Genomic DNA, 23,444 nt, shown 5'->3' with positions numbered 1-23,444 from the left:
ATGCAGAATAAATAAAAAAAGCCGATACATGATCGGCTTTTCCTTTTATTCAGCATCAAGCGGTACGACTGCTTCATGGAATAATTGATCTAATTCTGTTTGATGTTTCTGTTTTGCTGCTTCATCCCAGCCAAAACGCTCTGCCATGTAATCAACAACAGGCTGTGCGTATTTTTTTGCCCAATTGATATTAAATAATAGGCTTCCTGTTCTTCTTAAAAAGAAATCGACAGGTGTTACAGCTAATTCTTCTTCGATCGCATAGACAAGCTCTGCCAGCACATATGCTGGAATGTTTCGTTTGTCTGCTTCCCCTTGAAGCTGCTCTACTCGTTTGTAGACACTGCTGACGTTTGAACCATATTTTTCAGCTAGTTTTTGTGCAATCGGTTCTGTTAAACCAACAGATGCTCCTTCTGCTGTTTTCGCTTGAACAAAAGCTGCCATGTTTTTAGATCCGCCTACATGGCCGCCTGAGATTGGCATATGTTTTGTTTTACATGGACCGTAATCTTTGCCAGTCTCTTGTTTCAATCCATCACGTACGAGATCGACAATATGCTCAGCCATTTTGCGATAGCCTGTTAATTTACCACCAGCAATGGTGATTAAGCCTGAAGATGATGTCCACACTTCATCCTTACGAGAAATTTCTGAAGGATCTTTGCCCTCTTCATGAATGAGCGGACGAAGACCGGCCCAGTTGGACTCCACATCTTTTTCTGTAATATTGAGATCAGGGAACATGTACTGAATCGCTTGGATAACATAGTCACGATCCGCTTTTGTCATACGCGGATGCTCCAACTGTTTTTTGTACACTGTATCTGTTGTTCCAACGTACGTTTTGCCTTCTCTTGGAATGGCAAAGACCATACGTTTATCAGGTGTGTCAAAGTAGATCGCTTGTTTTAATGGGAAGACCGATTGGTCGAATACTAAGTGAATTCCTTTTGTATGCTGTAAGTGTTTTCCTTCTTTTGAGTGATCCTTGTCTCTAAGCTGATCTACCCATGGACCTGTCGCATTGACGATCTTCTTCGCATACACATCGTATGTTTTCTTCGTCATAACATCTTCAATGACAACACCAACCACTTTGCCTTTATCATAAATAAATTCTTTTACTTTCGCATAGTTGACCGCTTCCGCTCCGAATTTCACAGCCTCTTTCATCACTTCGATTGTGAGGCGTGCATCATCTGTACGATATTCAACATAGTAGCCGCCGCCTTTTAAGCCGTCCTTTTTGACAAGCGGTTCTTTTGCAAGTGTTTCTTTCGCACTTAGCATGCTTCTGCGTTCGCTATGCTTTACGCCCGCTAAAAAGTCATATACTCTCAGTCCAATAGAGGTTGAAAACTTCCCAAATGTCCCGCCTTTATGCATCGGAAGAAGCATCCATTCTGGCGTCGTGACATGAGGACCATTTTCGTATACGATGGCACGCTCTTTACCGACCTCTGCGACCATTTTCACTTCAAATTGTTTTAAATAACGAAGCCCGCCGTGCACTAGCTTCGTTGAGCGGCTAGACGTACCTGCTGCGAAATCCTGCATTTCTGCAAGACCGACACGCATTCCGCGTGAAGCCGCGTCAAGTGCTGTACCAGCGCCTGTAATACCCCCACCAATGATAAACACATCATATGGTTTTTTTGTCATTTCCTGCAGCATTTGTTCTCTTTCTAAGCTAGAAAAAGTCATCTCTTGTTCCTCCCATGTTGTACGGTAAAGAAAAAGAGACCGCAAACACCCAAAGCGTATTTCTACACTTCGGTGCCTGCGGTCTCTCCAGTTCTCCAACCGTTCTATTAACTTACTTGAAGTATACCATACTTTTGGTTTATTTGAAAGCTTGAGCTGCTTTTACAGCCTTTTTCCACCCGCTGTATAACGAGTCACGGCTGTCCTCTTCCATTTTAGGGTCAAAGCGCTTGTCAAGATTCCATTGTTTTGCAATGTCTGAACGGTCGTTCCAGAAGCCAACTGCTATTCCCGCAAGATAGGCCGCACCGAGTGCCGTCGTTTCATTAATTTCTGGACGCTCTACTGGTACATCCAGCAAATCACTTTGGAAGCCCATTAAGAAATCATTCTTTACAGCTCCGCCATCTACACGCAAAGTTTTTAATGAGATGTTTGAATCCTTTTCCATCGCATCTAAAACATCCTTCGTTTGATAAGCAAGTGATTCTAACGTTGCACGGACAAAGTGCTCCTTAGAAGTACCGCGTGTTAATCCGAATACAGCGCCTCTGACATCACTGTCCCAGTATGGTGTGCCTAGACCAACGAATGCTGGAACGACATATACGCCCTCTGTTGACTCAACGCGCTCCGCATAGGCTTCGCTGTCTTTTGAGTCTTTAAACATTCTCAGTCCGTCGCGCAGCCACTGAATCGCTGAACCAGCTACGAAAATACTTCCTTCTAAAGCATATTCAACTTTACCGTCAATGCCCCATGCAATTGTCGTTAATAAACCATGATCCGACTTAATTGCTTTTTCCCCTGTATTCATCAACATGAAACATCCTGTACCATACGTGTTCTTCGCCATTCCTTCTTCAAAGCAAGCCTGACCGAATAGTGCAGACTGCTGGTCTCCCGCAGCTCCTGCAATCGGGATATTTCTGCCGAAGAAGTGATAGTCTGTTGTTTCACCATAGATGTGTGAAGATGGTTTCACCTCTGGAAGCATAGAAGCAGGTACGCCAAGGATATCCAGTAATTCTTCATCCCATTTCAGATCGTAAATGTTGAACATTAACGTTCTTGACGCGTTGGAGTAATCTGTGACGTGTGATTGACCGCCTGTCATCTTCCAAATGAGCCATGTATCGATTGTGCCAAACAGCAAGTCGCCATTTTCTGCTTTCTCACGAGCACCTTCTACATTGTCTAAAATCCATTTTACTTTTGTCCCTGAGAAATAAGCATCAATGAGAAGTCCTGTTTTATTTCTAAACGTTTCATTGTGTCCTTGCGCTTTTAGCTCTTCACAAATGCCTGACGTTTGTCTAGACTGCCAAACAATTGCATTATAAACAGGTGCGCCTGTATGTTTATCCCAAACAACAGCTGTCTCACGCTGGTTCGTAATGCCGATACCGGCGATTTGATCTGCTTCAATGCCTGATTCAATTAAAGCAGTTGAAATGACGGATAGAACAGAGCTCCAAATTTCATTTGCGTTATGTTCTACCCAGCCTGGGTTCGGAAAATATTGATTAAATTCCTTCTGAGCTGTATGTGCAATTTTGCCTTCTTGATCAAATAAGATCGCTCTTGAGCTTGTTGTCCCTTGATCTAAAGCGAGAATATATTTTTCTTTTGCCATGGTGTTTTCCTCCCCTTACATACTTTCATTTACAGCATTTGTTTGATTTTTCGTAGAGACATAGAGTCCTAACAATACCACAACTAAAATAACGCTTACAATCCAAAAGGCTGGAGTGATGTTCGCTTTAAAGGCTGCATTGTAGAAAACACCGCCAAATGCGCCGCCTAAAATTGGACCAACGACTGGCACCCAAGCATACTTCCAATTCGATGGACCTTTACCTGGAATCGGTAGAATCGCATGAGCAATTCTCGGACCTAAATCACGTGCAGGATTGATTGCATAACCAGTTGTTCCGCCTAATGAAAGACCAATTGCGACAATTAAGAAACCAACTATCAGCGGATTGATTCCGTCTGCGAATTTATTTGCACCAATCGCTAAGATTCCTAGAACCAATACAAATGTACCAATGACTTCACTAAGTACGTTTGCAAAAGTATGGGGAATCGCAGGACCAGTTGAGAATACACCCAGCTTTGCACCTGGATCGTCTGTTGCTTTCCAGTGCGGTAAGTAATGTAAAAAGACAATAATAGCTCCTAATAATGCGCCAAGCATTTGACCGGCAATATACATTGGTACATCAGCCCAAGGAAAACTTCCTTCTAACGCAAGCCCGATTGTCAGTGCAGGATTCAAATGCGCTCCGCTGATTCCACCTGTTGCATAAGCTGCTATGGCTACTGCAAATCCCCATCCGAAAGCGATTACAATCCAGCCGGACTGATATGCGAGCGATTTCTTTAAATTGACTGCCGCACATACACCGCCTCCAAAAATAATAAGCAGCATTGTACCTACGACTTCACCCCAAAATGGTGTCATGAAAATTCCTCCTCTGGTTCAGTTGCCATCCCCTATGAATGTGTAAAAAAGATAAAGAAAAAAGATCCACAACAAACATACTTTACATCAGGGTCATTTGTCACCTAGTAAAGCGCTGTTGTGGATCTCCGTTTCTCCATCACATGATATTAACTTAGTGCTATAGTATCAGAGGATGAAAACGTTGTCAATCAATTTTCACATTTTATCTTTTTCACTTTTGGAACGCTTTCCAAAGGGCTGTATTCGATGTTGTCACAGCTGTAGCACCTGCTTCAAGCGCTCTTTCTACATCTTCTTTTGTACGGATAAACCCGCCTGCAAATATTGGAATCCCAGCTCGCTCGCGCACTTCTGTAATGAGATCCGGCACGACCCCTGGCAATACTTCAATAAAATCTGGGCGATGTTTCCCTACGAACTCCATGCTTTTTTCCATGGCACTTGTATCAAGTAAAAACATTCGCTGAATGGCATATACCTTTTTTTGCTTGGCTTTTACTATGACAGAAGACCTAGTAGAAATAATTCCTGCCGGCTTCATTTCCTGACAAATAAATTCCGTTCCATACTCATCATGTTTGATCCCATGAATGAGATCGACATGGACAAACATTTTTTTATGATGGGCATTTGCCTCATTCATGATGCCCTTTAGCCGGCCTAAATGGACATCAAGTAAGACCCCATATGTAAATGGACTTTTTAAAAATTCCTCAAATTGCTTCATATTGCGAACAGCAGGTAGAATGGGTTGATCATGAAAACTCATATGCCGTCTCCTTCAAAGTGTATTGGTTCAGTCATCTCCTAACAGTAATAGAATCTCTTCTATTTTTCAATACACCTAGTGTATCCAATGCCGATTTTACTTAGCAGCGTATGTGCTTTTTTCCATAGAAAAAAGCAGAGAAATCTCTCTGCTATAACTGTGCCATGCTTTCTTTAAGCGTGTTCATAATAAATGAGGCGTCTTCGTCTGTTATATTGAGCGGCGGTGCAAGCTGGGCAACGTTATTATAGCCGGCAACCGTATCACCATTTTTCCCAATGATCAGTCCGCGTTTTTTACATTCTGCAATCAATTGACCGACAATCTGTGGATCAGCTGGTTTTTTGGACTGTTGATCCTGGACAAGCTCAATTCCAAACAGCAGGCCTTTTCCTCTGACATCACCGACAAATGGATGCTCTTTTAACTCTTGCAAACGTTCAAGCATGTCTTGCCCAAGCGTGTCAGACCGTTCTACTAATTTCTCGTTTTCCATGATCTCTAGGTTCGCAAGGGCAACCGCACAGGAAGCAGGGTGTCCGCCAAATGTATTCACATGGCGCAGCCTGTCATACGTATCTTCCCCTGCGTAGGCTTCATAGATTTCTCGTTTCACGCACGTTGCAGAAAGAGGTAAATAGCCGCTTGTGATCCCTTTTGCCATTGTGATGATGTCCGGCTTTACATCTTCATGCATAAAACCAAACCGCTTCCCTGTCCGGCCAAAGCCGCAGATGACTTCATCCACAATGAGAAGCGCCCCATGAGCCTCACAGATGTCTTTAACCTTCTTCAAATACCCTTTTGGCGGCATCAAGATACCGCCGCCTGTAATGATCGGCTCCATAATAACTCCAGCAATGGTCTCACTTAGTTCCCACGTCATCGCTTGATCGATTGCCGCTGCACTTGCCAAAGTTTCTTGATCCTCAGGATGACGATACATATCAGGCGGTGCGACATGGATAAAGCCTTGACCTAATGGTTCATATTTATATTTACGCTGCGCCTGCCCCGTTGCGGCAAGGGCAGCTGCTGTATTGCCGTGATACGACCGATACCTGGAGATGAACTTTGTTCTTGTGCTCTCTCCTTTTTGCGCATGATATTGTTTGGCGATCTTAAATGCGGCTTCATTGGCTTCAGAACCGCTGTTAGAAAAGAAGATGACATAGTCCCCTCCAAGCCATTCATTTAGCTTTTCAGCCAATTGAATCGCTGGCACATGACTTTGCGTCAGCGGATAATAAGGCATTGTATTCAGCTGCTTATATGCCGCTTCTGCAAGCTCTTTTCTGCCATAACCGGCATTTACACACCAAAGACCTGACATCCCGTCTAAATAACGATTCCCATGAATATCTGTCACCCATGCGCCTTCTGCCTCGTGAATAACCATGCTTTCATTTTCCTTGTTTGTCCCTTTCATATGATGCCAGATCAACTGATCATCTTTCGCCTGAAGATTTTGAGCCTGCTCATGTATTTTCATCTTCCCGCCCCCATGTATCCGTTTTCATCACTAAAGAAGCTTAGACCGGTTCAGCAGCACATTGCCTCTCCATTCATTATATGGATGAAAAGGGAGGCATATGAAACTGAAACTAGGCCGCCTGTAAGAGAGAACCAACCGTTACTTTCATTATAAAAAAGGGGCCGGGCTGATTACATTAGACAGATCGTCAACTGATTGAAAAGAACGATAAGACATTCTACTCGTGTGCCTTAGCAAATCTAACAAACCTCGTTAACGGCGATTTCCTTGCAGGAATTCATATGCAAGAATCGCAAATTCAAGCGCCTGTCGTTTCGGGGCCTGCATCATATCCTCGCCAAGCAATGCATGCAGTTTATCTAGTCTATGATAAAGGGTCTGCCTGACAATAAAGAGCTGGCTTGCAGTTTCCTTTTTAGAACCGTTTGTCTGTAAAAAGATATTCAGCGTTTGATAGAGTCTTCCGCTATTTTGCTTATCATATAAAAGCACAGGCTCCAAATACTCTTTCACCATACATTCAAGCAGTCCGCTTTCCTGCATGACAGGCATGAGACGGAGCATATGCAAATCTTGATAAAATGGGCTTTCCACCAGCTGGGGCATCACTTTCTTTAAATGCAGCACTTCTTTGGCTGCTTGAAAGCTTTTTCTCATATGCTGAAACTGCTCACAATATGGACCGATGCCAAAATTGATCACGGTTCCGCGTGGCTGCTCCCGATCATACAATTGTTTGATGTCGCTTGCAGCCTTCTCTGCACGCTCTTTCCAGTCCTCCTTCTTTCTCGTGTTCAATAAAATAAACAAGGTTTGTCCTTGATGCTCATACGGAATCAAATGGAAACCCGCACGCTGAAAGATGGAGCGGCACGATACGAGAAAATATAAATTTCCTGCGATTTCTTCGATTTGATGATGCTTTTGAAAGAGCATCACGACACAGCCGGTTGGCTTTTTCAATCCTTCTGTTTCTTCAAGATGCTCTAATATATCTCTTTCTGTATGCTCTTCTTGAAACCATTTTTGCAGCCATTCGTTCTCTTTGGTCTTCTTCAATTCTTCTGTATAAAGCTCTCTTAGCGTTTGCTGGGCCAGAGCATTTGCTCCTTTATCCATTACGAGCAGTTCAAATTCTGAGAGTGTGTTTGTTTGATGAATGAGCACAAGGTCCGCAAATGTCTGCTTGAGTGCAAGCACTTCTTTTTTGGTCACTTCGTATCCTTTTGGCAAGGAAGCAAACTGTAAATAATTCATGACCATCTCTTCGGTTTGTTTGGAGGAATCACATAAAATAATCGGCTCCCCCTGAACAGGAATGAGTAAAAGAATGCCCCTTACGTGCTGATACACTTGATCCAAAATATCCATCTGCGGATGGGGAGTCAGCAAAAGCTCATTCAGCTTTGATGATAGTGCTTCTAGATCAGCCATCATTTGATACTGGCGTTCAATCATCATCGTATGGAGATGCTGTGTGATGTTGACGAATTTCACTTCTTTTGTAAACAGAATGAGCGGAAAATCTCTTTCTTCTGCATACTCAATCAGTTCTTCCGGCACATCGAATCTGAGCGGAACAAATTCAATACACAAGCCTGCCGCACCAGAATCGATCAGCTGTTTTAAAAATGCTTGAAACACATCCAATTGATCATGGAATCCTGCGGCTGTTGTTAGTATGAGCTCTCCCCCATTTAACAAATCTTCTACAGCAGGCACTTCTAACACATGGACCCATCTGACCTGCCGAAACAATCCCTTTTCTCCTGCTAACACTTTCGCATGGGCAAAATACTTTGTTTTCAACACATCACTCACTTGAAAATGAACGTCTACATTCATTGATATGTCCCCCTTTGTTTTGCCGCCTATCCCCTATCCCAGAGGGTGCATAGATAAAATCCATAATAAAACTGGTAATGTCACGATGCTTAAAACGGTACTGAGAAATGTCGTGCTTGAGACAAACTCAGGCTTCGTTCGAAATTGTACAGCCATGAGCGTAGTATTTGCTGCTGTCGGCATCGCTGCAACTAAGATCATAATTTGTTTCACTAGATCATCTACCGGTAAAATAAGTGTAAAGCCAAATGCGATGAGTGGTGAGATAAACAGCTTCAGCAATACAGCATAAGAAATGTTGCGATAATCCACTTGCTTAAAAGAAATGACGGCGAGCTGCATGCCTAAAATAAGCATAATCGTCGGTATGGCGGCATCTCCCACAAGCTGGACACCCGTCATCACCTCTTTAGGTAGTGAAAAATCCATCAGCTGAAATAATAGACCGAGGAGTGCCCCATATGCAACCGGCATACGCAGCACTTTTTTCAGCACGACCTTTCCATCCCCTGCATCCTCTCCGCCCTTTGCTGCATAATACATACCGATCGTACTCATGACAAGCTGCTGCAGCACCATTAAAACGATGGCAATATCTAAACCAGCTGCTCCGAAGACAAGCAGGACAACAGGCGTGCCGTAATTCCCATTGTTCATAAATGCTGACGACAGAATCATGGCACAATACATTTCCTTCGAATAACCATAAATACGAGATAAAATAAAGACACATAAAACAAGTGAAAGACAAAGTCCGACGACAAAAATAGATAGGTACACATAGTCCATCGACACTTTGTTTTGATAAAAGGTTTCAAACGCAAGAAATGGTGACATTAAATATAAAGACATTGATGAGAGCGTATGTATGTCAAAACCAATGGCCTTCTGCCCAATATACCCGATAAGGAAAATACCGAACACTGGCAGTAAGACAAGTAAAAACTCCATGCTGCACCTACTTTTCTCTAGATGAATTCCTATTTTTTGTTTCCTCATAATCATACCACTGTTAAACAATAAAAAAGAAGCACCCTTATGAAGGTAGCTTCTAATTATTGACAAAGGGCTAAAATGTTCTTTATTTTAGCCCTTTGTCTTCTTTTCAGTGTGATTGAAAACCTTTGCAGTCTAGAAAGGACGAGTACCGAAGCGGAGCGAATTTGACATTTGTGAGCATCGGAGCGCAGGCCTGACACCGAATGCGAGGGTTTGTCTACAAGCTGAAGCGCCCTTATGAAAGGCCGCTTCTCTCCTCATCCAAATAGAACACTTCCCACAAATGACCATCAAGATCCTGAAAGCTCCAACCGTACATGAACCCATGATCCTGCTTTTCCTTAAACGGTGACCCGCCTGCTGCCATCGCCTGCTCCACCAGCTCATCGACCTCTTTTCGTGAATCAACCCGCATAGAGACAATGACCTCGGATCCCTGCCTTGCATCCACCAATTGCTTCTCTGAGATGGTTTGAAAATGCTTATGGGTTAACAGCATAACCGTAATGGTGTCACCAATGACCAAACAAGCTGCCTGATCATTCGTCAGCTGCTCTTGAAAATCAAAACCCAGCTGCTCAAAAAAAGCCTTTGATTCCTTGACATGCTTTACCGGTAAATTGATATACAAATGTTTAGCTTGTCGCCCCATTTTCCTCTCCTTTTTGAACACATGATCTCGTTTCAGTATATTCAGATTTTTCTCGAGCATCCCTTTATCACATGAAAAAATAAGCTCTCCTCCTTCTTTAGCTTATGTTTACAATACTTATGATGAATCTTGAACAGGTGGCTACGAAAGCCTTAGCTCGTCCAGCTGCTATGTCATTTTAAAAAATGTCATCAAAAAGAAGCGCCTTGTGGTAGGCGCTTCCTTTCATTATTTCTTATATTCAATATGGTACACATCTCTTCTTCGGTCTTTGAGCTGACGTACCGTTCCATCTTGCCGCTGTCTTCTTAAAATTTCTAAATCGACATCGCCAACGACAACCATTTCTATATTCGGATTACATTCTCCTACAATCCCATCTCTTGCAAATTCAAAGTCAGATGGGGCAAAAATCGCTGATTGTGCATATTGGACATCCATATTTTCGGTTTGCGGAAGGTTTCCGACAGTTCCAGAGATGACGGTATAAATCTGATTTTCAACCGCTCTAGCCTGTGCACAATAACGCACTCTTAAATAGCCTTGACGGTCTTCTGTACAGAACGGAGTAAAAATAATTTTTGCTCCTTTATCAGCTGCAATCCGAGCCAGCTCAGGAAATTCAATATCGTAGCAAATTTGGATCGCAATTTTACCACAGTCCGTATCAAATACCCGAACCTGATCACCTGCTGAAATCCCCCACCATTTTCTTTCATTCGGTGTGATATGGAGCTTATATTGCTTTTCAATCGTTCCATCACGTCTAAATAAATAAGCGATATTGTAGATTTTCCCTTCCTCTTCAACGAAATGGGATCCACCAATGATATTAATGTTGTACTTCACAGAAAGGTCTGTGAACAAATTAATGTAGTCCTCGGTATATTCCGTGATACGCTGCACTGCAAGACTTGGGGAGCGCTCTTCTAAATAAGACATGAGCTGCGTTGTAAAAATTTCTGGGAAGACTGCAAAGTCAGCTGACGCATCTGATGCGACATCAACATAATACTCCACCTGATTCATAAATTCCTCAAAGGAATGAATTTGTTTCATCGCATATTGAATGACGCAAATACGAACTGGGAACGCCGATTTATAATATCTTTTCGATTGCGGACGATAATCGACGTTATTCCATTCCATTAACGTCGCATATGTGCTGGATGCCTTATCATCCGGCAAATAATTCGGATTAATCCGCATGAGGCTGAATTCATTTAACAGCTGAAAAGATAAAACAGGATCATAAATTTGGTGAAGCATGACCTGCTCCACATATTGACGAGGCGTCATTTCCTCTTGGTATTTGTGATAATTCGGGATGCGTCCACCAATAATGATACTTTTTAAATTTAATCTTCTTGCTAAGTCTTTTCTTGCTTCATATAAGCGATGCCCAATTTTCATGCGGCGGTACTCAGGACTAACCATAACCTCAATTCCGTACATATTCATCCCATCTGGATTATGGTTTGTGATGTACCCATCATCTGTGATGTCCTGCCAAGTATGACGGTCATCGTATTCATCAAAGTTAATTAATAAACTTGAACAAGAGCCAATGATTTCTCCCTCAAATTCAGCACAAAACTGCCCTTCTGGGAAATGTTCAAGATGGCTTTCAAGATGCTCTCGTTTCCAAGGGTCCATGCCCGGAAAGCATACCTCCTGTAAGGCAATGATTCGGTCAATATCTTCTTCCCGGATATTACGGATCACCATTCTTTTTTCAAACCGCGTTAAATCGAGTTTTTCTGCCATGATGTTGTTGCCCCCTTACTGATCCTCTTTTTCAAGCTGATGGAATAGCTGGAGCAATTCGATTTCAGCCATGGATTCTAATCTCACATCATATTCTTCAAATTGCAGCGTGCTCGTCACTTTGTTTGGGACGATGACGCATTTCATGCCTGCCCGTTTGGCAGCCACTGATCCATTCACTGAATCCTCAAAAGCCACACAATCCTTTGGCTCTACACCTAAGCAGCTTGCAGTTTGCAAATAAAGCTCTGGATGAGGTTTGACTTCTTCCACATCATCTGACGTGCGGATACATTCAAAGTAATCAAAAAGACCAATTTGCTTTAGGTGATCAGACACCCATTTATAGTCTGAGCTGGAAGCAAGTCCAATCTTGATTCCAAGCTCTTTTGCTGCCTGTAAATAAGCTTCTACGCCAGGTCGTGCTGATTCATCCTTCATTCTCTTTTGAAAACGAGAACGCCGGTCCGCTGTGAGTGCCTCATGATCGAGCGTCTTTCCTAGCTGTTTTTCCAAGTATTCAAACGGCTTAAAGCCTGCCTGCGTCCCGATGACGTTGCCCCAAACGGAAAGAGGCAGCTCTGACTCATGCTCCGCAAACATTTCTTGTAATACTTCATATTCATGTGTTTCTGTATCTAAAATTAATCCGTCAAAATCAAATATAATCGCCTTTACCAACGAGGCCACTCCTTTTTTTTACGAAAGTCTTTAATATGATACTCAATGCTATCATATCGTGAATAAAATTGACTTTCAAAGATGAATGTCTGCTAAAATAATTATGTATAAAAGGAGCCTGTACCATTTTGTCAGGCTCCTACCCGTGTTCGGTTCATTCTGCAAGAGATCCAAGCGCTCCGATTCGTGGAGAAATAGGCAATGTTGAAAAAGAGCGGGTTTGGTATTACAGATCTAAAGGTTTCTCCGTTCCCTTAAAAATAGTATGTGCGGCAGCCTTGTAAGTTAACAAGGAAGTTCACACCAACTTTTACGCATTTTGAAGGCGGCGGCTGGCAAAATCGTCTAAATCAAACGGAAAAGAAAAGCCGCATGCATTGACCTGCTCACGGTTTCGCTCGAATAGCTCACGATCACACTTTGTAATATGGCGTTTAGGTTTTACAATAATGGTATGTAATAACTGAAGTCCCGATAAAATACGAAAAGCATCGTCCATCGTTCCGTTATAAACCCCTTCAACAAAGGTTAGCGGGCGTTCTTTTTGAGGCGCAGCTGGGTCTTCGCCGACAGCATGGGATAGAAGATCTTCAACATCCTTTGATATTTCTTCAATTGCCTGCTCTTGCAGGTCTGTAGCAGCTTTCATTATTCTCACGTGACATCTACCTCTCTGTCGTTATTTCTCCATTCAGAATAGCACAGAAAAAAAGGCGTTCGCCAAGGTAAGTGTTTCCTATATATACCCAAAGAGAGGAACGGATATCATGAACATTCAAGGACACACGCTCTCGCTAAAAGTAGGTGAGCAGCATCAAGATACTTCACTGAGTCAGTTTTTAAAAACAGCCGTGTCGGCTTCAAAACCGATTATCCATTTTTGGATGGACCATCAAAAAGTACGTTTAAATCAAAAGCCGGCCCATCACGCAGCAAAAGTCAGTTCAGGTGATCACATACTGATCGATTTATTTGAAACGGAAGAAAGTGATGTGACGCCAGAATATGGTGAATTAGAGGTACTATTTGAGGACGAGCACTTATTGATTGTGCAAAAACCCGCTGGACGACCGACGCACCCGAATGAAAAGGGACAAACGGGCACACTGGCAAACCTTGTGTCCTTTCATTTTCAAGCAAATGGCGAGGAAAAGCGAGTGAGACATATTCACAGACTCGATCAAGACACAAGCGGCACGGTCATTTTTGCTAAACACAGATTAGCTCATGCAGTGCTTGATCAAATGCTTTCTAAAAAAACGATCAGCCGAACCTACATCGCCATCGCAGAAGGACTTTTCAAGAAAAAGAAAGGCACTATTGATGCAGCGATTGGCCGTGACAAGCATCATGCCGTCAGACGAAGAATCTCTCCTACTGGTCAAAGTGCTGTCACACACTTTCAGGTCATGGACACCAATAAACGTCTGCAAATGACATCCGTCAAGCTGCAACTTGAGACCGGAAGAACACATCAAATTCGAGTCCATCTTAGCAGTCTCGGGCACCCTTTAGCCGGAGATACACTTTATGGCGGAGCTCGTCATCATATCAACAGATGCGCTCTCCACGCCAAACAAGTAGACATGACACATCCTTTTACAGGTGAGCACCTGAGCATAGAAGCACCGCTTCCTCTAGATATGTCTCAGCTCATGGACGAAATCATCCATTAAAAAAAGAGCCTGCTGATCAAATGCAGGCTCTTTTTATTTAGACAGATGCTCTTTTTGCATAAATAATATACCGCTCTGGTGCATTGCCGACGAAATGAAATGGATAGCATGTCGTTAACACCAGCTCTTCCTTTTTATTCTGTAAAGTAATAATGGAAGTATCATGCTGATCCACGATTTTCGTATGTGTGATTTCATAAACAAACTCACCATACGGCACAGTGATTTTCAGCTGATCCCCAATATTCAGTTCACCTGTTCGGCGAAACACCGTGTCACGATGGCCAGATAGGACGATTTGTCCCTTCTGATCTGGGTAATAACTGCCTTTGTAATGCCCGACTCCTTTGGCAAGATCATCCGCATCTGTCCCTTCGACAATGGGAAGGTCTGCTTTTAATTTCGGAATCGTCAGGATGCCAGAGGCTTTCCCCACATCAGGAGAAAACTGCTTCTTTGACATCCCTTGATCGTCCGCTACCGCTTTCTTTGCATCTTCTAATGATTGTGCCGTTTGAAGGTGCGTAGAGGCGATTTGCCAAATTCCCCAGCCGAGCAAGACAATTCCTGCTGTCATCACAGTAAGTGCAAGCCACTTTTTCATGCTTAAACTCCTTTACCTGTTACATTTCTCTTAGATGATACGGTCATTAGCTTGCTGCTTTTTCTTCTTGTTTTGCTTTTTGAATGCGTCCCTCTTTTTGATACACAATGGAAGCTCCTTCAAAGCTCTTCACAAAAGCGACAGTGGCTTCTAAATCCTCTGGACCTGTTTCAGGATTTTTCCCCAGCCTTCCTATCGGTTCATATTTACTGCCAGTTGCAGTTGCCATAAAGTTATTCACCGTGAGTGTATACGTTTGATCGAGCGCAACGGCTGAACCATCTGGAAGCTTTAAGTCGACTACTTTATATGTTACCGGATCATAGGAATATGAAAAGCCCGAAATGCTATAATCTGGTCCAAATTGAGGAGAAATTTGCGCTTCAATGATCTCAGCCAAGTCTTTCCCCTTAATCTCAAGTTTAACTAAGACGTTGCCGAAGGGCTGAATATTAAACAGATCTCCCCACGTTATCGGCCCTTTTTCAAGGTTTTGCCTGATCCCGCCGCCATTCATCATGGCAAAATCACTTTTCATAGAATATCTCATACCATCGGCAATCAAATTACCGAGCGGCGTGTCTCCATCATTTGAATAGCCGCCTTCCATTTTGACACCAGCTTCACCAACTACCTCACTAATTATCGGTTCAACTTCTTTCCCGTAATGAGCCAAGATGACGGCTGCTTCCTTGTCCTTTTCAATACCAGACTGGTCTACATACTGGATATTTGCACTCTTTTTGACAATATCCTTCGTTTTGCGGTCAAGTGTTACATTAACTTCGCCAATGGCCTTCCCATATTCAAAGGCTTGAACAATTAATTTCCCATTGACCTCTCCGTTTACGACTTCGTGATTATGCCCTGCAAAGATGACATCAATTTCATCATCGCCTTCTTTGGCAAGCTTCGCACTCTCTCCAGTGATGGTATCTCCATTTTGCGAGGCTGTCATATGAGCTAAAACCGCAATGGCTTTGATCCCTTTTTGTTTTAATTCCTTCGCGGCTTCATTTACGGCTTTAACTTCATCTGTAAACTGAATGTCTTTAATCCCTTCTGGCATGACCATTCCTGCGGCTGATTTTGTCACAACACCGATAAATGCTACAGGGATTCCTTCGACATCCATGATTTCATATGCAGGTAAAAGTGGTTTACCTGTATCCTTGTATTCACAGTTTGCACAAACGAGCGGAAAATTCTGTCCGTCATATCCCTTTGTGCCTTTAGGATGTTCTCCGCCATTTATGATACGTAATAGCTCGTCCACCCCTTCATCAAATTCATGGTTGCCGACTGTGCCAACATCAAAGCCAATGTTCTCCATGAGTTCAACCGTTGGTTCATCTTGCAGAAGAGAAGATATTGGAGAGCTGCCGCCAATCATATCTCCAGCATGAACTGTGATCGTATTTTTGTTTGCTGCTTGTTTTTGTTTCATATAAGCCGCCACATAATCCATCCGTCCGTACGTTCCTTTATTGCCATCACCTTTCAGATCCAGTTCGTATTGTTGATCAATTTTCCCGTGTAAATCATTCATGCTTAAAATGGTTAATGGGACTTCCCCAGTTCCTTCTGCCGGCTGATAGCCAGCCTGTTCTGCTTCTTCTTTCGAAGCAAAAAAGATGCGTTTATCTACAGCGATTTCTTTCCAGCTGTCAGGCGATACGTACGTTTTCGCTGATGAATCACCGACGTAGCGTGTCAGTCCTTTTTTCTGTTCACGTGCTCTAAATTCAAACGGCTGTTCCAGCAGCGGATCTGCTTCATTCCAAATGCCAAGCCCTTTTTCTTTCGCCTCTTTGACAGCTTTTTGGAACGTCTGATAGTCCTTTTCATCTCCAACCGGCCAGATGAAATACGTAGGAGCATATCCTTTTTTCACAAGCTCTAAATTCGTATTGACCCCTTTTTTGGTTTTCACTTGAGCTAAAAGACGTCCATAGCCGTCCTTCGCTTCTGGACCAATCTTTAATGTGACTTTATCTCCGCTTGAAAGAAGTGTGTTTAAATAGTCTGCCGCCTTCTGTCCAAAACGCAGCTGGTTTTGATCTAATTCATTTTTTGGCTTATGGTACGTTTCCGGCGTGTCCATATTCACAAAGCGCACCTTTGTTGTACCAAGCACAGGCTTCTTTAAATGAATCGTATCTCCATCCACCACCCGGTCAACCGTTGCCTCGTATTCTTTCTTGATTTTTGGCGGCTTTGGCTGGCGTTTCAGCAGGCTGACATCACCCTTCTGTCGTGGAAGCACCTGCAGCGAATCATACCTGCTTAACACTCCTGTAAACTCATACCATTTCCCTGTCTTCACTTCATCAATGGCACTTGTATCCACCATCACTCTAAGGGTGGTGCTGTGATATTTTTTATCAATGATCACCACATTGTATCCACCGCCAGCCGGCTGCTCTGGTTTTGATTCAACATAGCCCTTGACCTTCACAAGTTTTCCTTCATGTTTACGTGCCTGATCCGTTTCTAGTTGTTTCACGGAGACTCGCTTCGGCTTTGGCAAGGTTTGATTCACACCATCGATCTTCAGGCGGTCTCGATCCGGCACAATTTCAATCAGTCCTTTATAAGACGTGATCTTCCCCGATACTGTCACCTTCATGCCCGCTTTTAGTTCTGGGAAGTTGTCAGGCTGTGCTGAATATATATTGATTCCAGCTGATTTGTCTTGAATGTACGTTGACAGTTTCCCATTGCCTATAGCCGATTGATCTGCTGTCACAATTCCGCTCACTGTCACTGTCTCTCCGATTAGCTGACGGGCTTTTTTAATTTTCATTGGTTTCTTTTGGTTCCATACCGTTTCCTTCTTTTCAGACGCACTGGCTTGTTCTGCTGTGATCATGCCAGGCAGTAAGGATTGCAGACTAAAAATCACCAAAACCAAACAGCAGATCATTCGAATGGATAGAACACGTTTCATTAGACCTCTCCCCTTCCGAGCTTCATCTCTCATAGTGTACTAAGTAAATATTGATGGTAGATGGATTTCTTGTAAATCTTATGTCTGCTAGCTCATTGGAAACGTAATAATCACCCGTGTCCCCTCGAAGCTTTTGCTTTCAAAACGAATGCTGCCGCCATGGCTTTCAATGATTTTAATCGTCATCATTAAACCAAGGCCAGTCCCTTTTTCCTTCGTTGTATAAAAAGGTTCACCCAGTTTCCCTATTTCGTCTTCTGGTATGCCCTTACCTTGGTCTTCAAAGATCAGCATCATCTGATTATGTTCCAATACGGATGTGACCTGAATAACACCTGTCACACCATCCATCGCTTCAATACCGTTTTTAAGAATGTTTAAGAAGACTTGTTTCAGTTCATTCGGTATACCTTGAATGTTTGGCAGCGACGGAGACAAATTCTTTTGAATAGACACGCCTTTTAAAACCGCTTGTGATTCAACGACCATGATCACTTCTTCGAGCAGAAGATTGACTTGTACCGGCTCAAATTTCACCGATTTGCTTCTAGAGAGCACAAGGAATTCATTAATAATGGCTTCAAGCCGATTAAATTCAGACATCATCACATCTGCATAATCCTTCTGATATTTCTTACTTTGAATCATCAGCTGTAAAAATCCCTTTAACGACGTCAGCGGGTTCCTTATCTCATGGGCGATGCCGGCTGCAAGCTGACCTACTGCGGACAGCATCTCTGACTTCATCAGCATCTTCTCTGACTGCTTTTGATTCGTAATGTCCTCTGAAATCCGCATCACGGTAGACTGCATTTTGTCAGGATCATCAATTCGATGTAAAGAGACCCTCTCCCATCGTTCACGGCCTGATAAATCCTGAAAGTACAGCTCACCTGTCCAGCTGCCTTCTTTTAAACAAACGTCCCATTGCTTTTCTAAATCATCACATTGACACAGAGAATGGTAGACAGAAAAGATATCTTTGCCGATCAGGTCATATTCATGCTGCTGCACAAACTGGCAAAAACGCTGATTCACGCATTGGATGACCCCTTCCTCAGTTGCAACAACAATATGAATATGGCTATTATCCAGTGCTGTTACCGCTAGATGAAGTGACTGTTTGATTTTTGTCATTTCCGTCATTTTAATCCACGTCATCACCGCTCCCTCATGATCTTGGTCAAGAATAGGTGTGATGTGAACGGTGAATTGTTCTCCTTCATTCGTTTCAATTTCTCGTTCGATGACGCGCTTATCCGAGATAACGGATTGTATGTCATGATAGAGCGTTTCCTGCGTAAGTTTCTTAGCCATCGACTGAAAGGATTGCTGGTGCCTTATTTGAGCTGAAGTAAATAAAGAGGCAGCTGTAGGAGTGTAGTAGCGAATATTCATGTCTCGGTCCACAAACAACGTCGCAAGCTCCGGCTTGACAGAAGGTCTATACAGTTCTTCCCTTGTTACCCTTAAGTTGTTTATGATATTAATAAAATGATCGTGTTTTTTCTCAAGCTCCGCTATTTGCGTGTTTTTCGCTTTTAATTGAGCCCTTGCCTCCTGCTCTTTTTGTTTGACTTCATTTAGTTCATTTTCTAAGTCGACAATACGCTGTTGATAGACTGAATTCTGATCTGACATCCCATTTTCCCTGCTGTTCTTTTGATTTTTTCCTCTCTCATTCATTCGAATAAGAATGACGTATACTCCTTTAAAACGGCGATCAAAACTCTTTACAGTAAAGTCCGCATACTGCTTTTTTCCTTTTTCCGAAATGAGAACATGCTGAAACACAACCTCTGTCTCGTCAGTCCACACCTTTTGAAAGGTTTGACTTAACATCTCTTTCAAATATTCAGGTGTCACATATTCACATGATTGATCTGACACTTCTACATGGTCTAAGAAGGAATAGGCCCCATTTGACATTGCCAGGATCTTGTTACAATCATTAATGACTATACATGCATCATAATCCTCGCTTACATCCTTCATATATTGTGCAGCTCGTTTTTTTAACTCGGCATCACGAGCGTCATGTACCCAAGGGACACTAGGTACAGGAACGTTGGAATAGGTGTAAATGTTCCACTTCTCATTGAACAATTGAAACAATCGAGGGATATTGGGGACAGTTTCATTTGGCCCTAAAATCAACACCCCTTGATCTTTTAAAGCATATTGGAATCGGGATAATACTCGTTTTTGCACTTCTGGCTCAAAGTACATCAGAACATTTCGGCAACTGATAAAATCGAGGTGGATAAAAGGTGAATCAATCAATAAATTGTGAGGAGCAAAAACAATATGTTTTCTAAGCGACTGCTTCACAATAAAAGCGTCACCTTTCTTTTCGAAATATCGCGCCCGCCATTTTTCCGGTATGCTTGCCATAGATTCTCTCGAATAAAGACCTTTACTAGCTATTTGAATGGCTTTTCGGTTGATATCTGTCGCAAAGACTTGAAGTTCAATGGACACATCTCTTCGCTTCATTTCTTCTAAAAATAAAATTGTAAAAGAATAAGCTTCTTCCCCTGTCGAACATCCCGCAATCCAAATTCGGCATCGAGATTTCCCGTTGTTCATTGAATGGTCAATGATTGACGGTATCACCTTCTGTTCACATACTCGCAAAGCCTCCGTATCTCTAAAGAAAGTAGTCGTGCCGCTTAGGAGCTGAGCATGCAGGCGATCAAGCTCATCTGGTTCTCTTTCTAATAAACGATCGTACTCTGATAATAATGACATCTGTTGATTTGCAGTGCGCATACGCTTTTGAATGACAGAAAGCAGCCTTTTCTTCTCATAGGCTGAAAAGGCAATCCCTTTATACATTTCAAGACGTTCAATGATTCTTAGTAAAGCTGGATCCATCTCATCAGTATGCGGAACATTGATGATATTGGCCATATATGCCGCAAGGGTGGCTGGATTTTTGAATGTGTGATGATACATACTGTCAAAACCACTCTCTACCTCACTGCATGATAAGGCTGTACCGCCTTGCTCAACCAACTGCAGCAATCCACTCCCCACACAATGACCTTTTTGAAAGAAGATCGCAAACGCCTCTTCCTTTTGAACACTGGCAAGTGACTTAAAAAGCGAGTTGACAGAGCATGTCTTGTTTGTTGGCAGCTGCTCAGACACATGAAGCCGGTGATCTTCCGTTAACGTCACAGCTGCATGCTGCGGACAAAAATAGATCGTCTTTTTCATGACTTTCTCACCATGTTTAATCGTTTTTGCCCGGTAGCCAATCGGTAAAACAAGTGCTTCCAAATCTGTTATACAATCGCCTGTCACATGATTTTGCACAACAATAAAAGAGGCATTTAAATCATGTGGTAATGATTGAAAAAAAGCCTCAAGATGATGCTGTTCAAACGGCGAAACACCGATGCCGATCACTGGTGTCTGCACATGTTCGTCTTCTATCAAACGATTAATGATTTTGTCCTGCATCTGGTACCCCCATGTTCATTCGTCTGATACTTTTTTTCGACAAAAAGAAAGAAAACCCTCTAATTGTAAATAATGTTTTTTGCATGAAATCGTGAAAACATCCTCACATTAAAACAGAGTGTATAAACAGAAGGAGGAATCTCAATGCAAAACGATCAGCAGCCAATGTTTCAAGGAAGCGCTCAGCAGCCTGAGCTCAACCATGGCGGGCATGAGTTATTCGATTTACATGAAATTTTAGCCGGCACGATTAATATTTTGGATCAATATATGATCTTGAGGCAATTTATTCAAGATCCTGCATTATCCGACATCCTGGATCGACAATATCAATTCGTTTTATCCCAGTACAATGTCACTGTAGATTGTTTTTCTACAGGCCAAAAGCCTACTGAAGAAACCGCTACTTATATGATGAAAGAACACACACAAGTGACATACGGAATCAAACCTACTCAGCCGAAGAAGCCGAACCAGTCACTACAGGATGTAAAAGACTTAGGCATCACAGGACACATGCTCAGCCTAGTCAAATCACACGCCGGGTTACTTTCAATGTCAGCATTAGAAGTAACAAACCCTGTTGTCAGACGTGTGCTTGCTGCGCAGATTCCGAACTTTATCGAAATGGCGTATGAAATTTTCTTGTATCAAAACAAGCATGGCTACTATCAAGTTCCTCAGCTTTCCAAACAAGACATGACAGCCATGACGTCAGCTTTTGCACCGCTTCAGGGGCAGGTTCAAATGCCTCCTAGCAAGGCCGATCAACAAAAGCCTCTTCATTAAAAAAACGGCTGACCCCCTTCTTTGGTCAGCCGTTTTTTCTTTGATACATGACTTTAAACTGATCTTCGAAATCTGTGAGCCTCTTCCCCGTCGCCTGTTCAAAGCCGCTAGCAAATTGGCCCGTTTTCGCAGTTTCCTCTATGATTTCATGTATGACGTCTCGTCCGCAAAGCTGCACCAGCTCATAGATCATATAATAGCTTTGTAAATATACATCTGTCTCATACGTCACCCGTGAATTCTGCCAGTCTTGATCAGAATGAAGAGATTGAAAAGGAATCACGTCGAAGCGTTCAGACGTAGCATTTAACACGTCATAGGCCGTCCATTCTGCTGTTCCTTCGTGGAACCAAAGCGGAAAAATGCCTGGAGACACTTCATATGAATGGACCTTTTCATAGAAAACAAAATGAGCATACTCATGAATAAACAACGTATTGAAAAAATATAAAGGCAGTGTCTCTTTCTTCAATAATGCTTCCCGTTTATCTGGATATAAGCCAATCATTTGATCATGATCAGAGTAAAATCCGGTAATATGCTTGATCCCTGCCATTTGTTCGATCGACTCTTTATCATCAAAATAGATAACGTCTAAAGGTCTGTCAGCTTCAAATTGAAACACTGACGCTGTCCTCTTCTCTGCCTGTTTCAAAGCCTCTATTGTCAGATCAACAAAAGCTTCCTCTTCCTCTGCATAGTAGATTCGAATATGTTCATAGACTTGCTTATTGAGTCCCTCCGTTATAATCGTTTTAGGAGAAGACTGCTGCTCTAAATATTGTCCTGTCAGCTGAAACGCAACATAAATCAAGTACGCGGTGAAAGCATAAAAAATCAGACCTGCTGCAATCATTCCGCCTACAAGTTTTTTATGAATCAATGACGGCTTGGCTTTCATTTGCTCCCCACCTGAATTCATCCTGCACCCTCTTTCTCTTTCTATGAAGAAACAAAGATCAACAAGAGGTGATATATTTTTTACTTTATGCAGTCAGGTACGCGAGGTGCGGTTCCAAACAAAAAAGCCGCATATGACATACGGCTTTTGTCGTAGCTATTTTGATTCAGGGAAGACACGTCTAACCGTTTCAGTAAATTCATCGAAGAATCCTGAAATTGGCTCTCCGCTTTTAATACGTTTTCCGTAACCTTGCATACGATCGACAAAGTCTGGATTAGCAGATACATACACGTTGTCGATTTGTTGATCCGTTGATTTGACTTTGTCTGAAATTTTCTTTTTCAGATCGTCCGTCACATCACCGCTTTTATTGCCTTCAAGCACAACGGCTACAAATGCATTTTTTCCAGTGACAAGCACGTTCGCTGTTTTCACTTCAGACATATTCGCTACAAGTTCTGACGCCTTATCTGCCACTTTGACCTTCTGAGGTGTTTGAACATCTGGCTGATCCTGTCTCATGTTGTCATTCTTATATGTGACATTTTCATATTGCCTTTTCATTGTTCCTCTACGCTCATCGCCTTGATTGTTCATTCCACACCCAGCGGTGATTAATGTTGGCACGAGCAGTAAAGATAGCATCCATTTCTTATTCATCAATTATT

18 protein-coding genes are annotated in these 23,444 nt (G+C 42.6%); 2 read left to right on the top strand and 16 right to left on the bottom strand.

Annotated features, from left to right (window positions below; all coding sequences use genetic code 11):
- Positions 1 to 45 precede the first annotated feature (45 nt).
- From glpD to NST59_RS04720, 11 genes are all read right to left on the bottom strand, one after another.
- On the bottom strand, positions 46 to 1,707 hold the full coding sequence (gene glpD, locus NST59_RS04770) for a glycerol-3-phosphate dehydrogenase (protein ID WP_047202870.1): 1,662 nt from the start codon (positions 1,705 to 1,707) through the stop codon (positions 46 to 48).
- Between the two features lie 139 nt (positions 1,708 to 1,846).
- On the bottom strand, positions 1,847 to 3,343 hold the full coding sequence (gene glpK, locus NST59_RS04765; protein WP_039177444.1) for a glycerol kinase GlpK: 1,497 nt from the start codon (positions 3,341 to 3,343) through the stop codon (positions 1,847 to 1,849).
- Between the two features lie 15 nt (positions 3,344 to 3,358).
- Positions 3,359 to 4,174 carry an MIP/aquaporin family protein gene (locus NST59_RS04760; RefSeq protein WP_039177442.1) on the bottom strand — a complete coding sequence of 272 codons (816 nt, stop codon included), beginning with the start codon at positions 4,172 to 4,174 and terminating at the stop codon, positions 3,359 to 3,361.
- A gap of 214 nt (positions 4,175 to 4,388) precedes the next feature.
- Positions 4,389 to 4,946 (bottom strand): glycerol-3-phosphate responsive antiterminator, encoded by a 558-nt coding sequence (locus NST59_RS04755; RefSeq protein WP_024425304.1) that lies wholly within the window; start codon positions 4,944 to 4,946, stop codon positions 4,389 to 4,391.
- Between the two features lie 151 nt (positions 4,947 to 5,097).
- Positions 5,098 to 6,438 (bottom strand): aspartate aminotransferase family protein, encoded by a 1,341-nt coding sequence (locus NST59_RS04750; RefSeq protein ID WP_144490861.1) that lies wholly within the window; start codon positions 6,436 to 6,438, stop codon positions 5,098 to 5,100.
- A gap of 255 nt (positions 6,439 to 6,693) precedes the next feature.
- Positions 6,694 to 8,286, bottom strand: a complete 1,593-nt coding sequence (locus NST59_RS04745) for a PucR family transcriptional regulator (protein WP_144490860.1) — start codon at positions 8,284 to 8,286, stop codon at positions 6,694 to 6,696.
- Between the two features lie 33 nt (positions 8,287 to 8,319).
- The gene (locus tag NST59_RS04740) at positions 8,320 to 9,237 is read right to left on the bottom strand and encodes an AEC family transporter (RefSeq protein ID WP_106025337.1); all 918 of its coding nucleotides are present in this window, start codon (positions 9,235 to 9,237) and stop codon (positions 8,320 to 8,322) included.
- 283 nt (positions 9,238 to 9,520) lie between these two features.
- A complete protein-coding gene (locus tag NST59_RS04735; RefSeq protein ID WP_024425308.1) occupies positions 9,521 to 9,937 on the bottom strand; it encodes a VOC family protein in 417 nt (138 codons plus the stop codon).
- 228 nt (positions 9,938 to 10,165) lie between these two features.
- A complete protein-coding gene (locus NST59_RS04730; protein WP_012009394.1) occupies positions 10,166 to 11,704 on the bottom strand; it encodes a bifunctional GNAT family N-acetyltransferase/carbon-nitrogen hydrolase family protein in 1,539 nt (512 codons plus the stop codon).
- A gap of 15 nt (positions 11,705 to 11,719) precedes the next feature.
- Positions 11,720 to 12,385 carry an HAD family hydrolase gene (locus tag NST59_RS04725; RefSeq protein ID WP_041089572.1) on the bottom strand — a complete coding sequence of 222 codons (666 nt, stop codon included), beginning with the start codon at positions 12,383 to 12,385 and terminating at the stop codon, positions 11,720 to 11,722.
- Positions 12,386 to 12,695: 310 nt separating this feature from the next.
- Complete coding sequence (locus NST59_RS04720) at positions 12,696 to 13,043, bottom strand: DUF5365 family protein (RefSeq protein ID WP_099663086.1); 348 nt, start codon at positions 13,041 to 13,043, stop codon at positions 12,696 to 12,698.
- Positions 13,044 to 13,152: 109 nt separating this feature from the next.
- On the opposite strand from NST59_RS04720, the gene NST59_RS04715 reads away from it, so the two are divergent.
- A complete protein-coding gene (locus NST59_RS04715) occupies positions 13,153 to 14,061 on the top strand; it encodes an RluA family pseudouridine synthase (protein ID WP_341040288.1) in 909 nt (302 codons plus the stop codon).
- A gap of 37 nt (positions 14,062 to 14,098) precedes the next feature.
- On the opposite strand, the gene NST59_RS04710 is transcribed toward NST59_RS04715, so the two are convergent.
- The 3 genes from NST59_RS04710 to NST59_RS04700 all read right to left on the bottom strand — a co-directional run bounded on the left by NST59_RS04710 (position 14,099) and on the right by NST59_RS04700 (position 21,083).
- Entirely contained in the window at positions 14,099 to 14,665 is a 567-nt protein-coding gene (locus tag NST59_RS04710) for a class D sortase (protein WP_041089565.1), read from the bottom strand.
- A 46-nt stretch (positions 14,666 to 14,711) separates the two neighbouring features.
- Positions 14,712 to 17,615: a 5'-nucleotidase C-terminal domain-containing protein gene (locus NST59_RS04705; protein WP_341040284.1), complete on the bottom strand. Its 2,904-nt coding sequence runs from the start codon at positions 17,613 to 17,615 to the stop codon at positions 14,712 to 14,714.
- Positions 17,616 to 17,702: 87 nt separating this feature from the next.
- Positions 17,703 to 21,083 (bottom strand): CheR family methyltransferase, encoded by a 3,381-nt coding sequence (locus NST59_RS04700; protein ID WP_341040282.1) that lies wholly within the window; start codon positions 21,081 to 21,083, stop codon positions 17,703 to 17,705.
- Positions 21,084 to 21,227: 144 nt separating this feature from the next.
- On the opposite strand from NST59_RS04700, the gene NST59_RS04695 reads away from it, so the two are divergent.
- Positions 21,228 to 21,872: a spore coat protein gene (locus tag NST59_RS04695; protein ID WP_341040280.1), complete on the top strand. Its 645-nt coding sequence runs from the start codon at positions 21,228 to 21,230 to the stop codon at positions 21,870 to 21,872.
- A gap of 25 nt (positions 21,873 to 21,897) precedes the next feature.
- Here the strand turns inward: NST59_RS04695 and NST59_RS04690 are convergent, their stop codons facing one another.
- Together NST59_RS04690 and NST59_RS04685 are read right to left on the bottom strand one after the other, a co-directional pair.
- Positions 21,898 to 22,773 carry a hypothetical protein gene (locus NST59_RS04690; protein WP_341041002.1) on the bottom strand — a complete coding sequence of 292 codons (876 nt, stop codon included), beginning with the start codon at positions 22,771 to 22,773 and terminating at the stop codon, positions 21,898 to 21,900.
- Positions 22,774 to 22,929: 156 nt separating this feature from the next.
- Positions 22,930 to 23,436 carry a YhcN/YlaJ family sporulation lipoprotein gene (locus NST59_RS04685; RefSeq protein WP_034282294.1) on the bottom strand — a complete coding sequence of 169 codons (507 nt, stop codon included), beginning with the start codon at positions 23,434 to 23,436 and terminating at the stop codon, positions 22,930 to 22,932.
- Positions 23,437 to 23,444: the final 8 nt, after the last annotated feature.

The organism is Bacillus sp. FSL R5-0439 (assembly GCF_038008805.1).
GTDB classification, from domain to species: domain Bacteria; phylum Bacillota; class Bacilli; order Bacillales; family Bacillaceae; genus Bacillus; species Bacillus safensis.
The sequence above is the reverse complement of the archived record's forward strand: the minus strand, read 5'-3'. Positions and strand labels throughout refer to the sequence as shown.

Excerpts from the sequence above, each read along its gene's own strand:
- glpD (WP_047202870.1), bottom strand. The coding sequence starts at position 1,707 with ATGACTTTTTCTAGCTTAGAAAGAGAACAAATGCTGCAGGAAATGACA.
- glpK (WP_039177444.1), bottom strand. The coding sequence starts at position 3,343 with ATGGCAAAAGAAAAATATATTCTCGCTTTAGATCAAGGGACAACAAGC.
- NST59_RS04760 (WP_039177442.1), bottom strand. The coding sequence starts at position 4,174 with ATGACACCATTTTGGGGTGAAGTCGTAGGTACAATGCTGCTTATTATT.
- NST59_RS04755 (WP_024425304.1), bottom strand. The coding sequence starts at position 4,946 with ATGAGTTTTCATGATCAACCCATTCTACCTGCTGTTCGCAATATGAAG.
- NST59_RS04750 (WP_144490861.1), bottom strand. The coding sequence starts at position 6,438 with ATGAAAATACATGAGCAGGCTCAAAATCTTCAGGCGAAAGATGATCAG.
- NST59_RS04745 (WP_144490860.1), bottom strand. The coding sequence starts at position 8,286 with ATGAATGTAGACGTTCATTTTCAAGTGAGTGATGTGTTGAAAACAAAG.
- NST59_RS04740 (WP_106025337.1), bottom strand. The coding sequence starts at position 9,237 with ATGGAGTTTTTACTTGTCTTACTGCCAGTGTTCGGTATTTTCCTTATC.
- NST59_RS04735 (WP_024425308.1), bottom strand. The coding sequence starts at position 9,937 with ATGGGGCGACAAGCTAAACATTTGTATATCAATTTACCGGTAAAGCAT.
- NST59_RS04730 (WP_012009394.1), bottom strand. The coding sequence starts at position 11,704 with ATGGCAGAAAAACTCGATTTAACGCGGTTTGAAAAAAGAATGGTGATC.
- NST59_RS04715 (WP_341040288.1), top strand. The coding sequence starts at position 13,153 with ATGAACATTCAAGGACACACGCTCTCGCTAAAAGTAGGTGAGCAGCAT.
- NST59_RS04710 (WP_041089565.1), bottom strand. The coding sequence starts at position 14,665 with ATGAAAAAGTGGCTTGCACTTACTGTGATGACAGCAGGAATTGTCTTG.
- NST59_RS04705 (WP_341040284.1), bottom strand. The coding sequence starts at position 17,615 with ATGAAACGTGTTCTATCCATTCGAATGATCTGCTGTTTGGTTTTGGTG.
- NST59_RS04700 (WP_341040282.1), bottom strand. The coding sequence starts at position 21,083 with ATGCAGGACAAAATCATTAATCGTTTGATAGAAGACGAACATGTGCAG.
- NST59_RS04695 (WP_341040280.1), top strand. The coding sequence starts at position 21,228 with ATGCAAAACGATCAGCAGCCAATGTTTCAAGGAAGCGCTCAGCAGCCT.
- NST59_RS04690 (WP_341041002.1), bottom strand. The coding sequence starts at position 22,773 with ATGAAAGCCAAGCCGTCATTGATTCATAAAAAACTTGTAGGCGGAATG.
- NST59_RS04685 (WP_034282294.1), bottom strand. The coding sequence starts at position 23,436 with ATGAATAAGAAATGGATGCTATCTTTACTGCTCGTGCCAACATTAATC.